The organism is Oceanicella sp., from assembly GCF_056449545.1.
The window spans coordinates 1-15,354 of the sequence record NZ_JBWOMN010000009.1 but is presented as its reverse complement, the minus strand read 5'-3'; the positions used below and the strand labels follow the sequence as shown (position 1 = coordinate 15,354).

Below are 15,354 nucleotides of genomic sequence, written 5' to 3'. Positions count from 1 at the left end.
ATCGGGCGGGCCCCGGGGATCATTGCCAGAGCGCCGCCGTCAGGCCGATGCCGCCGACCAGGATCAGGCTGAGGGCCCAGAGCAGGTCGAGGTCGAACCAGCCCCGGGTCAGGTATTTCAGCCCGAACCAGCGATAGACGACAAAGGCCGCGCCGCCGCCCGCCGAAATCATCGCCGCGGTGTGCAGCACCGCCACCGCCAGCGACAGGCCGGCGGCGCGCGACATGATCAGCGAGGCGGCCGCATGTCCGACGTCGGTCTCGTCGGCGCCGCAGAGGCCGAGATAGATCGGCACCAGCATCAGCCCGGCGCCATGGGCCAGCGCCACCAGGAACGACCACAGCGCCAGCCGCGAGGGCGGGATCCGCGACAGGAACCGCGGATGCCGGCGGTTGAACAGGATCCAGACCCCCAGCGCGATGACGATGAGCCCGGCGCCGATGCGGATTTCGCGCTGCCATTCCACCAGCCCGAACAGGAAGGCGAAGGGCAGCAGGATCGCCAGCATGGCCAGGAAATGCCCGACCGCCAGCGCCGCCAGCGCCCGGAAAAGCGCCGATCCGCTGCGGTCCATCAGCGCCGCGGACACCGCCAGCGGCCAGCCCATGCCGGGGTTGAGGCCGTGATACAGGCCGCTCGCCGCCACGGCCAGCCACAGGCCGGCCGTGGTCGATATCAGGTCAGGCAAGGGTCAGGCTGACGGGTAGCAGAAGCTGTCGGTCGAACAGTCGCCGCCTTCGAGCCGGATCTGGTGCGCGCGGTAGCCCTCGGGGAACTCGACCCAGAAATCCTTGTCCAGCGTCAGCCCGCCATCGGCGCCCACATCGGCCTTGACCATGGCCGCGGGCACGCCGTCGGGGTAGAACTGATCGTCCCAGGTCGAATACAGCGAGTTGGTCCAGTAGACCCGCTTGCCGTCGCGGCTGATTTCCAGCATCTGCGGTCCGCCCTTGAAGTCATGGCCGCCCGGATGCTTCGCCTTGCGGGTGATCCCGCCCACCTGCACGGTCCCGGTCAGCTTCGGGGCCATGGGGTCGGTCACGTCGTATTGGCGCAGCTCGCCTGTGCCCCAGCAGGCCACGTAAAGATACTTGTCGTCCAGCGACAGGTCGATGTCGGTGACCAGCGGCGGCACCGCGCCGAACCCCTTGAGCAGTTCCGGCAGGTCGTCGGCCTCGGCGGGTTCGGGCGGGATGGCGGCGGTCTTCTTGATGTGGAACTTGCCGTCCTCGCGCCACCAGGTCCAGATCGAACCTTCGAGATTCTCGGTGTCCACCACCACGCCGAGAAATCCGTATTCCTTCACCGGATCATGGGCGGGGCGGACCTCCAGCGCCATCTGGTGATTGGCCCCCAGATCGATGGTCTGCACGTTCTTGCGCGCGCTCAGATCCCAGAAATGCAGCTTGTGGCCGTATTTGTTGGACAGCAGCTGTTCGGGCACGATGCCGTTTTCGTATTGCGGCGGCAGGCCCCATTCGCTCGACACCATGTAGTCGCGCGGCAGGTTCCACCAGAAATCGTAATGCTTGTCCTGTTCGCCGCGGTCCATTTCGTAGCGGCCGATGACGTCGAAGGTCTCGCAATCCATTATGAAGATGCCCGGGGGGCCGTCGGTGCCGTCCTCGCCGCCGCCGCCAAGGGTGGAGACATAGATCCCCTCGGGCCCGCAATGGATGGTGTGCGGGCGCGAATAGCCGGTCTTGGCGAACACTTCCTCGGGTTCGATGATCTTGTGAATCTTCGCCGCCTTCGGCCCGCCCTTCACGTCGATGACGTAGATGCGCGAGGACCGGATGCCGGGGATGATCAGGTAGCGCCGTTCCAGAAACGCGTGGCCGCTGAGCGGCGACAGCGCCGACGAACAGGCGTTCCAGCCGAAATGGTGAAATTCGTCGCCCTTGTTGGGCATGATCACCGTATGCACGACCTTGCCGTACTCCGCCGAGCCCGGATCCACGTCGATGACCGCAAGCCCGTCGGGCTGCGAGGCGTCGGGGCTGAGCATCAGCGTGTAGGCCAGGGTTTCGGCCGGGGCCTCCATGGCCAGTTTCGGCGATGGGTGAAACGTGGGGTCTGGTCTGAGGTTCATGCGAATTTCTCCCTGCGGGGCGTCGCGATTCTGGACAAATCCAATTGTGATCTTATTGGGTTGCGGCGCGCTCGACCCGTGCACCGTGTTCGATGCCGGCAATATCCGTCAAGGTGTTTCTCGCATGGATCGCGATGCCCGCAGAGCGCGGCGCGCCGGGGCGGGCGACGCTGAATGACGCGCCAGTAATGCCTGATGAACGTTTTTCGGTTTCTCGGCATTGCAGCGCGCGACATTCAGGGTTCGACTTGCCCGGCGCCGCGTGGTCGCCATGTTGCATTGCGGATCGCGGCGCCAAGCGGGGCGAATTCCGGCTTCAGCACGGCGGCGCCGTTGAAGATATGTCATTGAAACCGTTGCGCCCGGCGCGGGTTTCACCAGACCTGACCGCGCGCCGCCACGGGGACCGGGCCGATGACGGCGTCGCCGCGCAGCGCGATCACCTCGTCGAACAGGTTGCTGACCACGCAGGCGTGGTTGGGCACGATCCGCACCCGGTCGCCGACCGCCAGACCGATCGGCCCGGCCGCGGTCAGGCGCCCGTGCTCCTCGGACAGCTGGTCGATGGCGATGTCGGGGCGGCCGAGCACATGCCCGTGCCCCTCCAGCCCCAGCAGGTCGGAGGTCAGCGTCTTGGACCCGGCGTCGATGATGGCGCGGCCCGGCGCGGGGGTGGAGACCACGCTCGCCAGCACGCTCAGCGCGCAGTCGTCCCAGCCGCAGACGCCCGCCGCCGCCAGCGAGCGGTCGTTGTAGACATATGTGCCGATGCGGTATTCGCTGACCACCGGGATTTCATGGGCGCGCCACATGTCCGGCGAGCCGCCGCCCGAGACCGCGGCCACGCGCAGCCCCGCCGCCTCGCACAGCTTTTTCGCGCGCGCGAGCCAGTCCTGCAGCGCGCCGCCGCCGCCCGCCGGCGGGTAGGTCATCAGCCCGGCGAACGCCAGCCCCGGGGCCGCGGCGATGGCCAGCGCCAGATCGCGCGCCGCGTCCGGGGTCTGCACGCCGCAGCGCCCGGCGCCCGTGTCGCATTCCACCATCACCGGCAGCGGCGCGGGGGCGTCGGCGAAGGCGCCGGACAGCCCCGCGACCACCTCCGGATTGTCGGCCGTCACCGTCAGGCGCACCCGGCCCGCCAGCGCCCGCAGCCGCGCCAGCTTCGTCGCGCCGAGGATGTCGTAGGTGATCAGCACGTCGTCAACGCCGCCGTCGGCGATCATCGCTTCGGCCTCGGAGATCTTCTGGCAGGTGATCCCCACGGCGCCCGCCGCGATCTGGCGGCGCGCCAGCGTAACCAGCTTGTGGGTCTTGACATGGGGGCGCAGGGCGATGCCCCAGCCGTCGCAATAGGCTTGATAGCGGGCGATGTTGGCCTCGGCCACGTCCATGTCGATCAGCACGGCGGGGGTGTCGATTTCGGGAAACACGGGCTCAGCCTCCGGGGGTGCGCGGGGCGGCGACGATCGGCCGTATCGGGGGCGTCAGCCGCGCATGGGCGTTGGCGCGGGGGCGTTGGGACAGGGGGCCGTTCGCCGCCGCATTCGGGATGTGAGACGCGATCGCGGCGAAGCCGCCTTGGACATGATCGCCGGGTTTCACCACAAGCAGCTTTCGGGGCGGCGGGTCAAGCGCGAGATTGGACAACGCGTCGGGATTGAACGTCTGGCCGCGCATGGCGTCATGCGCCGCATGCAGCCCGTCGAGCGCGATCAGCGCGCAATCGCCCGGCGCCGCCGGGCTGGCGGCGAAGTCTTGCGCGGCCTCGGGGACCAGCCGGCGGACGGCCTCGACGCTGGCCGAGGGCGACGCGGTGTTCGCCCTATCGTCGAACGCCGCCCCGGCCGCATCACCCGACAGCGTTGCCGTCGCCCGCCCATACGGGGCCGCGACGGCGGGCTGCGCCAGGCCCTTTCTCGCCCTGCGTCGGCGCCGGATTCGGCTGTTTTTCAGGGGGATCAGCGCCTTGCGGCGTGGTTTTCGGCCGGGGCGCATTGCCCGCCGGTCCGGCGGAGCCAATCCGCGAAATCCCGTATCTCCCCGGCGCTCATGCGCAGCCCGTGCTTGGTGCGGCGTTCAAGTATGTCCTCGGGGGCGCGGGCCCATTCGGCGGCGATCAGATATTCCGCCTCGCGCTGGTGAAAATCCGGGCCGAAGCGGCGCCCGAGCCCGTCCAGCGACCCGGCGCCCGCCAGCAGCGCCTCGGCGCGCGTGCCGTAGAGCCGCGCATAATGGCCGATCAGCGTGTCCGGCGCCCATGGATGCCGCCGCGCCAGCGCGTCGCGAAAACCGGCGAAATCCGCGCCGGGGATGTCGCCGCCGGGCAGGGCGGCGGCGGCGGTCCAGTCCCGCGCCATGTCGCCGAAATACGGCCGCAGCCGGCCCATCGCCTGTTCCGACAAACGGCGGAACGTGGTGATCTTGCCCCCGAACACCGACAGCAGGGGCGCCTCTCCCGGCTGGCCGTCGAGGTCGAATTCGTAGTCGCGGGTGACGGCGCTGGGATTGGCCTCGTCGTCATCCTGCAGCGGGCGCACCCCGGAGAACGCGTGCAGCACATCCGCCCTTGTCAGCTGATTGCGAAAATAACGGTTCACCGCCGCCAGCAGATAGGCGATTTCGGCCTCGTCGGGGGCGGCGTCCTCAGGGGCGCCGTCATAGGGGATGTCGGTGGTGCCGATCAGCGCCTTGTCGCCCTCGTAGGGGTTGACGAAAATCACCCGGCGGTCGTGGTTCTGCACCAGATAGGCCTGTTCGCCCTCCCAGAATTTCCGGGTGACGATGTGGCTGCCCTTCACCAGCCGCACCTTGCGCGCGGCGTTGGCCCCGGCGACGCGGCCGATCACGTCATTGACCCAGGGGCCGGCGGCGTTGACCAGCGCCCGGGCGCGGCGCGTGGTTTCGCCCCCGGCGGCGTCGCGCAGGCGCAGGACCCACAGCCCGGCCTCGCGCCGCGCCGACAGGCAGGCCGTGCGGGTCAGCACCTCGGCGCCCCGCTCGGCGGCGTCCAGCGCGCTCAGCGCCACCAGCCGCGCGTCATCGACCCAGCAGTCGGAGTATTCGAAGGCCTTGCGGTATTCGGGCTTGATCGGCGCGCCCTCGGGGGCGCTGCGCAGATCCAGCGCGCGCGTGCCCGCCAGCAGCTTGCGCCCGCCCAGATGGTCGTAGAGAAACAGCCCCAGCCGGATCAGCCAGGCGGGCCGGTCGGCGGGGCTGTGGGGCAGCACGAAGCGCATGGGCCAGATGATGTGCGGCGCGGCGCGCAGCAGCACCTCGCGTTCGATCAGCGCCTCGCGCACCAGGCGGAATTCATAGTATTCGAGATAGCGCAGCCCGCCATGGATCAGCTTGCCCGAGCGCGATGAGGTGTGTTCGGCGAGATCGCCCTTTTCGCACAGGGTGACCGACAGCCCGCGTCCCGCCGCGTCGCGCGCGATCCCGGCGCCGTTGATGCCGCCGCCGATGACGAAGACATCAACGATGCCGGATGGTTCGGTCACGGTCTTGACTCCTCTCGCCGGGTGCGGCGCGCCGCGGGGCTTGATCAGCAGGGGTTCGCCGGGGGCTGCCCGGCGAGATGGCGGCGCACCTCCTCGGCGGCCTGTTCGGCGGCGAAGGTGACGGTGCGCAGCGACGCGCCGGCGATATGGGGGGTCAGCGTCACGTTGGGCAGCTTCAGCAGCGGCAGATCGGCGGGGACGGGTTCGACGGCGAAGGTTTCAAGCATGGCGCCGCCCAGATGGCCGGAGACGAGCGCCGCGTGCAACGCGTCATAATCGACCAGCGGCCCGCGCGCCGTGTTGACGAACACCGCGCCGGGTTTCATGCGCGCGAAGGCCGCCGCGTCCATCATGGCGCGGGTCTCCTCGGTGACGCGGGGGTGCAGGGACACCACGTCGGATTTTTCCAGCAGCGCGTCCAGCGCCACGTGTTCGACCCCGGCCAGGCGATCCTCGGGCGAGAGCTGCACATAGGGGTCGCAGACCAGCACCCGGGCCCCGAAGGCGCGCAGCAGCGTCACCACCTTCGCGCCCACGTTGCCGTAGCCGATCACCCCGATGGTCATCTCGTTGATCTCGCGCCCGGCGCGGTCGGCGCGATAGAGATCGCCGCGCCAGACCCCGTTGCGCAGGGCCTCGTGCCCGGCGCGGATCAGCCGGGTTTCGGCGATGATCGCGCCGATGGTGAATTCGGCCACCGCCGAGGCGTTGCGCCCGGGGACGTTGACCACCTTCAGCCCGCGCGCCCGCGCCGCGGTCATGTCGATATTGACCGGGCCGCCGCGCGACACCGCCAGCAGCCGCAGGCCGGGCAGGCGGTCCATCATCGCCGCCGACATGGGCGCGAGATGGGTGACGAGGATTTCCGCATCGCCAATGAAATCAACGATTTCATCGGCGTCGCCAAAGTATTCCTTCAACCCGTCCATGCCCGGGGCCGCATAGCCGTGCTCCACGGGCTCATCGGGCCAGTTCTGACGCATCTCGCGATAGCGCAGCCCGGCGCCGCAGGCCGCCTCGATCCTGTCGCGGAAGATCTCGGGCAGCATGAACAGATCGCCGATGATCGCCACGGTGGGGTTTTGAGCGGGCTTCTGGATGGTCATGCGTCGCTCCCGGCCCGATCGGCCATGGATTTCCAGACCGGACGCAGCGCGGCGCGCGCCGCCAGATAGGCCGGATAGGTTTCGTCATAGATCGCCGCCAGCGCCGGATCCGGGGGTTCCAGATCGCCCAGCAGCGGGGTCGCCCAGGTCGCGGCGCAGGGCTCGACCCCGTCGCTGGCGCCGATGGCGGCGCTGGCCATCATCGCCGCCCCCGCCGCCCCGGCCTCGGCGCGCGCCGAAACGCGCACCCCGGCCCCCAGCGCGGCGGCGAAGATGCGGCGCAGCGCGGCGCTGCGCGCGGCGCCGCCGGTGAGGCGCAGTTCGCCGGGCGCGCCGCCCATGGCGTCAAAGCAGTCGCGCGCGGCGAAGGCGAGGCCCTCGTAGACCCCGCGCATCAGATCGCCGAAGCCGTGCCCCGCGTTCAGCCCCACGAAGCCGGCGCGCGCGGCGGGCTCCACGAAGGGGCCGCGCTCGCCGGCCTCGGACACGTAGGGCTGGAACAGCATCCGCGCCGGGGCGGCGGCGGCCACCTTGTCGTCGAGCATGGGGATCAGGTCGGCGCGGGTCCGGGTCACGCCCTGATCCGCCAGCACCTCGATGGCCAGGTCCAGCAGCCAGTCGATGTTGAGCGTCGCCGCCATGTTCGACTGCATCTGCGCATAGGCCCCGGGGACGGGCAGCAGCATGACATAGCCGGTGCGTTCCGGGGTCAGCGCCACCGCGTCGGCCCCGCGCGCCAGACGCATCTGCATGCCGGTGGAGCCGACCACCGAGCAGCCGGCCCCGCCGCGCGCGCCCTCGGCGGGGGCGAGCAGCCCGGCGCCCAGCGCCGTGCAGACCACGTCCACATGGCCCAGCGCAACCGGCAGGCCCCGGGGCAGTCCGGTCGCCGCCGCGCCCTGCGCGCAAAGCGGCGCGGTTTCGCGCGCGCCGTCGATCATCGGCGGCAGCAGCCGCTTGCAGTCCCGCAGGTCAAGCGCCTCGATCACCGCGTCGCTATAGGCCCGGTCGCGATAGCCGCCAAAGGAAAAGCAGCCCTCGGACGGGTCGGTCGCGCGTTCCCCGGTGAGGTTGAAATACAGCCAGTCCTTGCAATGCATCGCGGTGGCGGCGCGCGCGATCAGCGCCGGCGCGCGGGCCCGCATCCACAGCAGCTGCGGCCCCTGCTGGCAGGCGGCCAGCCCGCAGCCGTTGATTGCGTAGCGCGCCGCGTCCGCGGGGCCGGCGCGCAGGGCGTCGACGATCCCGGCGGCGCGCGCGTCCAGCCACAGCCAGGCGGGGCCGACCGGCGCGCCGGCGGCGTCGATCAGCCATGTGCCGTCGCCCTGTCCGGTGACCGCCAGCGCCGCGGCGCGCCCGCCCAGCCCGGGATTGCGTTCCAGCAGGCCGCGCAGCACGGCGGCGGTCTCGTCCCAGGTCCAGGCCATGTCCTGCACCGCGCCGCCGCCGGGCAGGGTCCGGTAACGGTTGGGCGCGGCGTGGGCGGCGATCTGGGCGCCGTCGAGATCGAAGGCCACCGCCTTGATCATCGAGGTGCCGGCGTCGATGCCGATGATCGCGTCCCGCCCGCCGCCTTCGGTCATGTCGCCAGCTCCGGCCCATGGGCGATGGCGGCCCCGCTGGCGGCGTCGAACACGTGCAGGCTGGCGGGGTCGAGCCTGATGCTGATGGCATCGCCCCGGGCCAGATCGGCGCGCTTGTGCTCCACCAGGATCACCGGATCGTCGCCCAACGCCGCGGCGATGTGGCTCTGGTCCCCAAGCCACTGATTGGCCGCGACCCGCGCCGCCACGCCGCCGGCGTCGCGGCGCACCGCGTAGGGGCGCACGCCGATCGCCACGCGGTCGCGCATCAGCATGGCGGCGCGCACCGCCGGGGCGAAGGCGGCCTGATCATAGTCCAGCGCCGCGCCGCCGCCGAGCGCGAAGCGCAGCCTGTCGCCCTCGGCGCGCACCTCGGCGTCAAAGACATTCATCGGCGGTTCGCCCACGAAGGTCCCGGTGAACAGGTTGGCGGGGCGTTTGCGGATCGCCTCGGGGGCGTCGAATTGCTGCAGCACGCCGTCCTCCATCACCGCGATGCGATCGGCGAGCGCGTTGGCCTCGGTCTGGTCATGGGTCACCAGGATCACCGTAAGCCCGCGGTCCTTGATGAAGTGTTTCAGCCGCCCGCGCAGCACCGCGCGCAGCTGGGGTTCGAGCTGGCCCATGGGTTCGTCGAGCAGGTGCAGATCGGCGTTGCGGATCAGCGCGCGGGCGAGCGAGGCGCGCTGCTGCTGGCCGCCGGAGACCGAACTGGGAAAGCGGTCGAGAATGTCCGCGATCTCCAGCATCCGCGCCACCTCGTCGACGCGCGCGGCCACCTCGCCGGCGGGCAGCCGCGTCGATTTCAGCGCGAAGGCGATGTTGTCGCGCAGGGTCAGCGGCGGGTAGAGCGAATAGCCCTCGAAGGCCATGGCGACGTTGCGCCTGACCGGCGGCAGGCGGTGGATGTCGCGCCCGGCCAGCGCGATCGAGCCGCGCGACGCCGCCTCGAACCCGGCGATCATGCGCAGGATCGAGGTCTTGCCGCAGCCCGAGGAGCCGAGCAGCGCCACGATCTCGCCGCGCGCCACGTCCATGGACAGGTCGCGCACCGCGTGCACGCCGACGTCAACGGCGCCGTAGAACTTGTCCACGTTGCTGAGGGACAGGGCCGTGTCGGTCATGCGGCTTCTCCGTTGCGGGCCGCGCCGCCGGCGCCGGCGCCGATGCGCAGGCCGCTGTCGCGCGAAAACAGCATCGCGGCGCCGGCGTCGAACACGATATGCGCGACGCCGGTTTTCGGGCCGGGGGCGCCGGCGGGGCGGGATATCAGGATCTCGCGCCCGCCGGCGGTCAGCGCCAGGGTCACGGTCTTTTCGTTCAGCGGGGTCTCGGCCTCGATGGTCACCGGGGCCGCGCCGGGGGCGTCGGGCGGCGCGAAGCGGATCGCCTCGGGGCGCAGGCCGAGCACGCAGTCGCCGCCCAGCGCCCCCCCGCCGGCCTGCGCCGCGCCCGGCGTCTGATCAAGCCGCACCGGCGTGCCGGACAGCGTCGCGAACAGGCCCTGCGCGTCGGCTTTCGGGGTCACGTCGAACAGGTTGATGGCGGGGTCGCCGAACAGGCGGGCGATGTCGATGCTGCCGGGCGCCAGATAGATGTCGGCGGGCGTGCCGATCTGGCGGATCGCGCCGGCCTCCATCACCACGATGCGGTCGCCCAGGGCCATGGCCTCCTTGTAGTCCTGGGTGACGTAGACCACCGTCGCGCCGCGATCGGCGAGCAGGCGCGGCAGTTCCAGGCGCATCTCGAAGCGCAGCTTGGCGTCGACGTTGCGCAGCGGATCGTCGAGCAGCAGCAGCGCCGGATCCCCCACCAGCGCCCGGGCCAGCGCGGTGCGCTGCTTCTGGCCGTTGGACAGCGCGCGCGGCATGTGGTCGAGCACCTGGTCGATCTTCAGCAGCCGGGCGACGCTGTCCACCCCGGCCTTGATCCGGGCGCGCGACCGGCGGCGCGCCGCCAGCGGGCTGGCGATGTTGTCAAAAGCGCTCATGTGCGGAAACAGGGCGAAGTTCTGGAACGCCATGCCGATGCCGCGATCTTCGGGTTCGACTTCGGCCATGTCGCGCCCGGCGATGCGCACCTGGCCCGAATCCGGCTCGATCACCCCGGCGAGCAGGCGCAGCAGCACGGTCTTGCCCGCGCCCGAGGGCCCGAACAGCACGATGGTTTCCCCCGGGGCCGCGTCGAAGGACACCTCGTCGAGCACGACGTCGCCCTTGTAGCGCTTGGCGACATTGATCAGCGAGAACGCGCGCATCGCCATCATCCTTTCACGGCGCCGAGGGACAGGCCCTCGACCAGATAGCGCTGGGCGTAAAGCGCCAGCGCCAGGGTCGGCGCGATCGACAGCACGATGCCGGCGGCGATCTGCCCGTATTGAATGCCCGAGGCGGTGATGAAGGCCAGCGCCCCCACGGTCACCGGCTGCTTGTCGGCCGAGGCCAGCACCAGCGCGAAGATGAAGTTGTTCCACGCGAAGATGAAGGCCAGCAGCCCGGCGGCGGCGATCCCCGGCCCGGCCAGCGGCAGGGCGATGCGCCGGAAGGTGGCGAACCAGGAATGCCCGGCGATGCGGTAGGCGTATTCGATGTCCACGGGGATGTCCTCGAAATACCCGCGCACGATCCACAGGATCAGCGGCAGGCAGATCAGCTGATAGACCCAGATCAGCCCCAGATAGGTGTCCGCCAGCCCGATCTGCTGGAAATACAGCGACAGCGGCAGCAGCACCAGCAGCGGCGGCGCGAAGCGGAACGACAGCAGGGTGAAGGCGATGTCCTCGGACCCCTTGAACTTGTGGCGCGCGAAGGCGTAGGCCGCCGGCACCCCGAGCAGCAGCGCCAGCGCCACCGAGGTCACCGACAGGAACACCGAATTGCCCAGATTGCGCATGAAGTTGATTTCAAGCGAGGCGGCGGCGGTCTTGAGCTCGCCGGTGATCAGCGCCTGATAGTTTTCCAGCGTCGGCGCGAAGATCACCGAGGGCGGCACCTGCAGGATGGTCTCGTTGGTCTGGAACGACATCAGGAAGATCCACAGGATCGGAAACATGAAGAACAGCACGATCAGCGCCAGCGCGATCCCGCGGAACAGCCGTTCCGCGGTGGATCCGTATTGCAGGTCATTGGTCATGATCCGTCTCCCTCACGCGTCGCCGCGGGCGCGTTCGCGCAGCCGCAGCCAGTTCTTGATGAAGATCGAGGAGATGAAATAGGTGATCGCCCAGAGCACCAGCAGCAGCGCCGAGGAGCGCCCCACATTGGTGGACTGGAAGAAATTCAGATAGGCCTCCACCTGGAACACCGTCAGCGCGTCGCCGGGTCCGCCCTGGGTCATGGCGTAGATGATGTCGAATTGCTGGATCGATTCCAGCAGTCTGAACAGCGCCGCGGTCAGCAGATAGGGCGTCAGCATGGGCAGGGTGATGCGCGAAAACTGCTGCCAGCGCGGCACGCCGTCGAGCGCCGCGGCCTCGAAGGGCTGGGTGGGCAGGGATCGCAGCCCGGCCAGAAGCAGGATCATGATGAAGGGCGTGTAGACCCAGATGTCGACGATCACCACGGTCAGCATCGCCGTGTTCGGCGACGAGGCCCAGCGGAAATCCTCGACCCCCAGCAGCGTCAGCAGGTAGCTGAGGATGCCGAAACCCGGATTGGTCATCAGTTTCCACATCAGCGCCGCCAGCGCCGGGGCGGTCATCAGCGGCATCAGCAGCATGATGGAGACGAAGTTGTTGAGCGTCGAGCGCCGCTGCAGCAGCAGCGCGATCGCCAGCCCGAACAGAAGTTCCAGCGCCACGGTGACGCCGGCGTAGATCAGCGACGCCTTGAGGGTGTTCCAGAACGCCGGGTCGGAGAGGAAATTCAGGTAGTTCTCGCCCCAGTTCATCTTCTTCGCCCAGGGCTGGCTGAGCCGGTTGCGCTGCAGCGAATAATAGACGGCGGTGAAGAACGGGATCAGGATGCCGATGCAGACCAGCAGCGCCGGCAGGCTCAGCACGTAGGGCAGGGCGCGGCGGCTGATCCTGAATCGCCGCGTTCGCCTGTTCGGGTCCGGCGCCGTCGTCATAGCGGAGCGTCCATGGTCAGGGTCTCTTTCGCGCAAACCCGCCGGTTCGGCCCCTGCGGGCCGATTGCGGATGATTTTTGGTCATCGCGCCCGCCGCCGCAAGGGCGCCGGGCGCGTCAGGCGTGGATGTCCGCCGGGATCAGCCGAGATCTGCGTCCTTGAGCTGGCGGTTGACGCTGTCGGCGAGCTGGTCCAGCCCCTCGTCCACCGGCACGTCCCTGGCCACCATCTTCTGCAGCGTCGACGCCCATTCGGTGGTCAGGTCGAAGAACAGCGGCTGCGCGGTGAACTGGATCTTCGCGCCGGGGGCGGAGACGTCGTGCATCTCCACATAGCCGGGATAGCTGCTGTTGAGGCGGTCGCGGAACATCTCGTCGGCCCAGACCGATTTGCGCACCGGATTGACGAAATCCTTCTTGGTGGCGCCGAACAGCCCGTGCTCGGGGCCCGAGGCCCATTGCATGAAATGCCACGCCGCGTCCTTCTGGCGCGAGAACGACGACATCGCCAGCGACCAGATCCAGATGTTGGGGGTCGGGGCGCTGGCCTCGGGATTGGCGGCGAAAGGCGCGAAGGCGAGCTTGCCCGCCATCTTGTTGTCGCCGCCATTCATGAAATAGCCGAGGATGTCGGCGTCGTAGATCATCGCCGATTTTCCGGCCCCGAGATCGGTGCCCACCTGATACCAGGTGTGGGTGGCCCAGTCCTTGGCGCCGCTGTCCTGGATCATCTTCACCCAGTCGGCGTGGAAAGCCTTGGACATGTCGGTGTTCATGGCCGCCGACAGTTTGCCGTCCGCCGCGACATGCAGGTCCTTCTGGCCGAAATTGGCGTAGCCCGACAGGAACCCCGGGTGGATGGTCGCCCAGGACCGCGACCCGCGCACGCCGATGCCGTAGACGCCGTCCCTGGTCAGCGCGGCGGCCGCCTCCAGCAATTCGCCCATGTTGGTGGGCGCCGCCACTCCGGCGGATTTCAGCATTCCGGCGTTGTAGCTGAGGTTGTTCTGCTCATAGCCCCACGGGATGCACCATTGCTTGGCGTCGGGCGATCCCAGCGCGCCGCCGGGCTTGCCGTTCCAGGCGCAGGAGGCGCGCACCCCTTCCAGCATGTCGTCCCAGTCGTAGCCCGGATTGGTCTTGTCCGGGTCGGCGATCCATTCGTTCAGATCCTCGATCCAGCCCGCCGGGCCGTAGGTCCAGGTCATGTAGGCGCCGGTCATGAAGGCGTCGTATTCGGTGGATCCCGACGACAGCGCCGCCGTCACCTTGTCGAAATAGACGTCTTCCGGGAAGACGTCGTATTCGACCTCCATCCCGGTCATGTCCTTGAAGGTCTGGAGATTGGCGATCATCGCGTCGGTGTAGGGATGCTTGTTGAGCAGCAGCTTGAGCCTGGTCCCGGCATGGCGCTTCCAGTCGAAATCCGCCGCCAGCGCCTTGCTCGCGCCCATGTTGAGCATCATCCCGGCGGTCGAGGCGGTGACGCCCAGCGCCGCCATGCCGCGGATCAGCCCGCGACGATCAAGCTGTCCGCGCAGAAACGCGCCGACCAGATCCTTTTCTTTCTCATGCATTTCGGTTTTCCTCCCATGATCCCGCGGTCGCCGCCTTCTTGCGGGTCAGTCGTCCGACGGGGCCGAGACGAGCGCGCGTGCCGAACGCTCGTCGGTTATGAGGCCGCCCAGCAGGCGGCTCCTCAGGACAGACCTGATGGCACGGGTCTTGGTTCTGCCGCCGGCGACGGCGACAATTCTGGTTCCCCGCAGGGCGTCGCGCGACAGCCCCATGGTGCGTTCCGACAATGCGGTTTCCACCGGCGCGCCGGTCTCGTCGAAGAAATGCCCGAGCAGTTCGCCGGCGCCGCCGACGCGCTGCACCTCCTCGATCTCGGCAAGCTCGATCATGCCGGTCTCCACCAGCGAGGCCCCGGAATCCGCGGATCCGACCCCGACGAACTTGAGCGAGCTGCAGCGCGCCATTTCCAGCACCTCGCCGATGCCGCGCTGGCTCAGCAGCACCTCGCGGTCGCGCGCGGTGTTGGCGAAGAACGGCACCGGCATGACGAAGGCCTGCGCGCCGGTGCGTTCGGCCAGCCGGTGGATCACGTCATAGGGGTTGGCCGAGAACCGGCGCGAAAACCCGCCGAGCAGGGACACGAATTCGGTTTTGTTCGCGGCGATCGCCGGCAGGTTGTCGACGCAGGCGGCCAGCGTGCGGCCATGGCCGATGCCGATCACCGGCGCGTCGCCGCGTTCGACTTCGCGTTTCAGGAACCGCGCCCCGGCGATCCCCAGCGCCTTCAGCGGCAGGTCGTCGAGATCGAATTCCGGCGTCACCTCGCAATAGTCCAGCCCGTATTCGCGCGACAGCGCGTCCTCCAGCGCCACGCATTCGGACACCTCGCCGTCGATGAAGACCTTGACCATGCCTTCCTGATTGGCGCGCGTGATCAGGCGATGCGCCTTCAGCCCGGTGAGCCCGAGCCGCTTGGCCACCTGCGCCTGCGTCAGCCCGCCGGCGTAATGCAGCCAGGCCGCGCGCGTGGCCAGCGAACTGTCGAAGCTTCGGCCGCGTCTGTTTCCGGAACCTGCCATTCGCCCTGCGCCCGCCCTTGGAGATAAATTTTTCACTATAAGAAAAATTCATCAAATCACGCGAATCGTCAAGCGAAACCCGCCGCCGTCCGCTTGATCCTTCTGGGGGGCGCGCGAATCGCCGGCCGCGCCGCGCCTGGGCGGCGGCGCGGACTCCGCCGCCGCGCGCGTCGTGCAAACCGCGTTGAAAACCACGTCGCCGCAGGGCGTCCGGGTCCCTTGACGCCACCGTCTCCACGCCGTAAACACGCGCACGTTTTGGCGGAGTAGCTCAGCTGGTTAGAGCAGCGGAATCATAATCCGCGTGTCGGGGGTTCAAGTCCCTCCTCCGCTACCAAAGATTTCAAAGGGTTAGCGAGAATCAGTTGAACCCTCCACTTTGTTTAGTCTCTTTTTAGTCTCATAAAAC

14 protein-coding genes and 1 tRNA gene are annotated in these 15,354 nt (G+C 68.9%); 1 reads left to right on the top strand and 14 read right to left on the bottom strand.

Annotation, left to right across the window (positions count from 1 at the left end; translation table 11 throughout):
* Window positions 1-19 precede the first annotated feature (19 nt).
* From AC1HC7_RS00825 to AC1HC7_RS00760, 14 genes are all read right to left on the bottom strand, one after another.
* A complete protein-coding gene (locus AC1HC7_RS00825; protein WP_479498178.1) occupies window positions 20-676 on the bottom strand; it encodes a hypothetical protein in 657 nt (218 codons plus the stop codon).
* Between the two features lie 15 nt (window positions 677-691).
* Entirely contained in the window at window positions 692-2,092 is a 1,401-nt protein-coding gene (locus AC1HC7_RS00820) for a selenium-binding protein SBP56-related protein (RefSeq protein ID WP_479498149.1), read from the bottom strand.
* Window positions 2,093-2,144: 52 nt separating this feature from the next.
* Complete coding sequence (locus AC1HC7_RS00815) at window positions 2,145-2,372, bottom strand: hypothetical protein (protein ID WP_479498148.1); 228 nt, start codon at window positions 2,370-2,372, stop codon at window positions 2,145-2,147.
* 94 nt (window positions 2,373-2,466) lie between these two features.
* Window positions 2,467-3,522, bottom strand: coding sequence for a D-TA family PLP-dependent enzyme (locus AC1HC7_RS00810; protein ID WP_479498147.1), 1,056 nt, complete (start codon window positions 3,520-3,522; stop codon window positions 2,467-2,469).
* A 4-nt stretch (window positions 3,523-3,526) separates the two neighbouring features.
* Window positions 3,527-4,087: an MlrC C-terminal domain-containing protein gene (locus AC1HC7_RS00805; protein WP_479498146.1), complete on the bottom strand. Its 561-nt coding sequence runs from the start codon at window positions 4,085-4,087 to the stop codon at window positions 3,527-3,529.
* A complete protein-coding gene (locus AC1HC7_RS00800; RefSeq protein ID WP_479498145.1) occupies window positions 4,051-5,592 on the bottom strand; it encodes a glycerol-3-phosphate dehydrogenase in 1,542 nt (513 codons plus the stop codon). The genes AC1HC7_RS00805 and AC1HC7_RS00800 overlap by 37 nt, the downstream gene beginning before the upstream one ends.
* 44 nt (window positions 5,593-5,636) lie before the next feature.
* The gene (locus AC1HC7_RS00795; RefSeq protein ID WP_479498144.1) at window positions 5,637-6,698 is read right to left on the bottom strand and encodes a 2-hydroxyacid dehydrogenase; all 1,062 of its coding nucleotides are present in this window, start codon (window positions 6,696-6,698) and stop codon (window positions 5,637-5,639) included.
* Window positions 6,695-8,281, bottom strand: a complete 1,587-nt coding sequence (locus AC1HC7_RS00790; protein ID WP_479498557.1) for an FGGY family carbohydrate kinase — start codon at window positions 8,279-8,281, stop codon at window positions 6,695-6,697. The genes AC1HC7_RS00795 and AC1HC7_RS00790 overlap by 4 nt, the downstream gene beginning before the upstream one ends.
* Complete coding sequence (locus tag AC1HC7_RS00785; protein WP_479498142.1) at window positions 8,278-9,405, bottom strand: ABC transporter ATP-binding protein; 1,128 nt, start codon at window positions 9,403-9,405, stop codon at window positions 8,278-8,280. Before AC1HC7_RS00785 ends, AC1HC7_RS00790 begins: the two co-directional genes overlap by 4 nt.
* The gene (locus AC1HC7_RS00780; RefSeq protein WP_479498141.1) at window positions 9,402-10,538 is read right to left on the bottom strand and encodes an ABC transporter ATP-binding protein; all 1,137 of its coding nucleotides are present in this window, start codon (window positions 10,536-10,538) and stop codon (window positions 9,402-9,404) included. Before AC1HC7_RS00780 ends, AC1HC7_RS00785 begins: the two co-directional genes overlap by 4 nt.
* 5 nt (window positions 10,539-10,543) lie before the next feature.
* Complete coding sequence (locus tag AC1HC7_RS00775; RefSeq protein ID WP_479498140.1) at window positions 10,544-11,413, bottom strand: carbohydrate ABC transporter permease; 870 nt, start codon at window positions 11,411-11,413, stop codon at window positions 10,544-10,546.
* Window positions 11,414-11,425: 12 nt separating this feature from the next.
* Window positions 11,426-12,349 (bottom strand): carbohydrate ABC transporter permease, encoded by a 924-nt coding sequence (locus AC1HC7_RS00770; protein WP_479498139.1) that lies wholly within the window; start codon window positions 12,347-12,349, stop codon window positions 11,426-11,428.
* A 139-nt stretch (window positions 12,350-12,488) separates the two neighbouring features.
* The gene (locus AC1HC7_RS00765; protein WP_479498138.1) at window positions 12,489-13,925 is read right to left on the bottom strand and encodes an ABC transporter substrate-binding protein; all 1,437 of its coding nucleotides are present in this window, start codon (window positions 13,923-13,925) and stop codon (window positions 12,489-12,491) included.
* Between the two features lie 45 nt (window positions 13,926-13,970).
* Window positions 13,971-14,945, bottom strand: a complete 975-nt coding sequence (locus AC1HC7_RS00760; RefSeq protein ID WP_479498137.1) for a sugar-binding transcriptional regulator — start codon at window positions 14,943-14,945, stop codon at window positions 13,971-13,973.
* Window positions 14,946-15,205: 260 nt separating this feature from the next.
* On the opposite strand from AC1HC7_RS00760, the gene AC1HC7_RS00755 reads away from it, so the two are divergent.
* Window positions 15,206-15,282 (top strand) — tRNA-Met (locus AC1HC7_RS00755).
* Window positions 15,283-15,354 lie beyond the last annotated feature (72 nt).

Coding starts and splice junctions, on each gene's coding strand:
- AC1HC7_RS00815 (WP_479498148.1), bottom strand. CDS start 2,372: ATGCAACATGGCGACCACGCGGCGCCGGGCAAGTCGAACCCTGAATGT.
- AC1HC7_RS00805 (WP_479498146.1), bottom strand. CDS start 4,087: ATGCGCCCCGGCCGAAAACCACGCCGCAAGGCGCTGATCCCCCTGAAA.
- AC1HC7_RS00780 (WP_479498141.1), bottom strand. CDS start 10,538: ATGCGCGCGTTCTCGCTGATCAATGTCGCCAAGCGCTACAAGGGCGAC.
- AC1HC7_RS00790 (WP_479498557.1), bottom strand. CDS start 8,281: ATGACCGAAGGCGGCGGGCGGGACGCGATCATCGGCATCGACGCCGGC.
- AC1HC7_RS00795 (WP_479498144.1), bottom strand. CDS start 6,698: ATGACCATCCAGAAGCCCGCTCAAAACCCCACCGTGGCGATCATCGGC.
- AC1HC7_RS00785 (WP_479498142.1), bottom strand. CDS start 9,405: ATGACCGACACGGCCCTGTCCCTCAGCAACGTGGACAAGTTCTACGGC.
- AC1HC7_RS00820 (WP_479498149.1), bottom strand. CDS start 2,092: ATGAACCTCAGACCAGACCCCACGTTTCACCCATCGCCGAAACTGGCC.
- AC1HC7_RS00770 (WP_479498139.1), bottom strand. CDS start 12,349: ATGACGACGGCGCCGGACCCGAACAGGCGAACGCGGCGATTCAGGATC.
- AC1HC7_RS00775 (WP_479498140.1), bottom strand. CDS start 11,413: ATGACCAATGACCTGCAATACGGATCCACCGCGGAACGGCTGTTCCGC.
- AC1HC7_RS00760 (WP_479498137.1), bottom strand. CDS start 14,945: ATGGCAGGTTCCGGAAACAGACGCGGCCGAAGCTTCGACAGTTCGCTG.
- AC1HC7_RS00765 (WP_479498138.1), bottom strand. CDS start 13,925: ATGCATGAGAAAGAAAAGGATCTGGTCGGCGCGTTTCTGCGCGGACAG.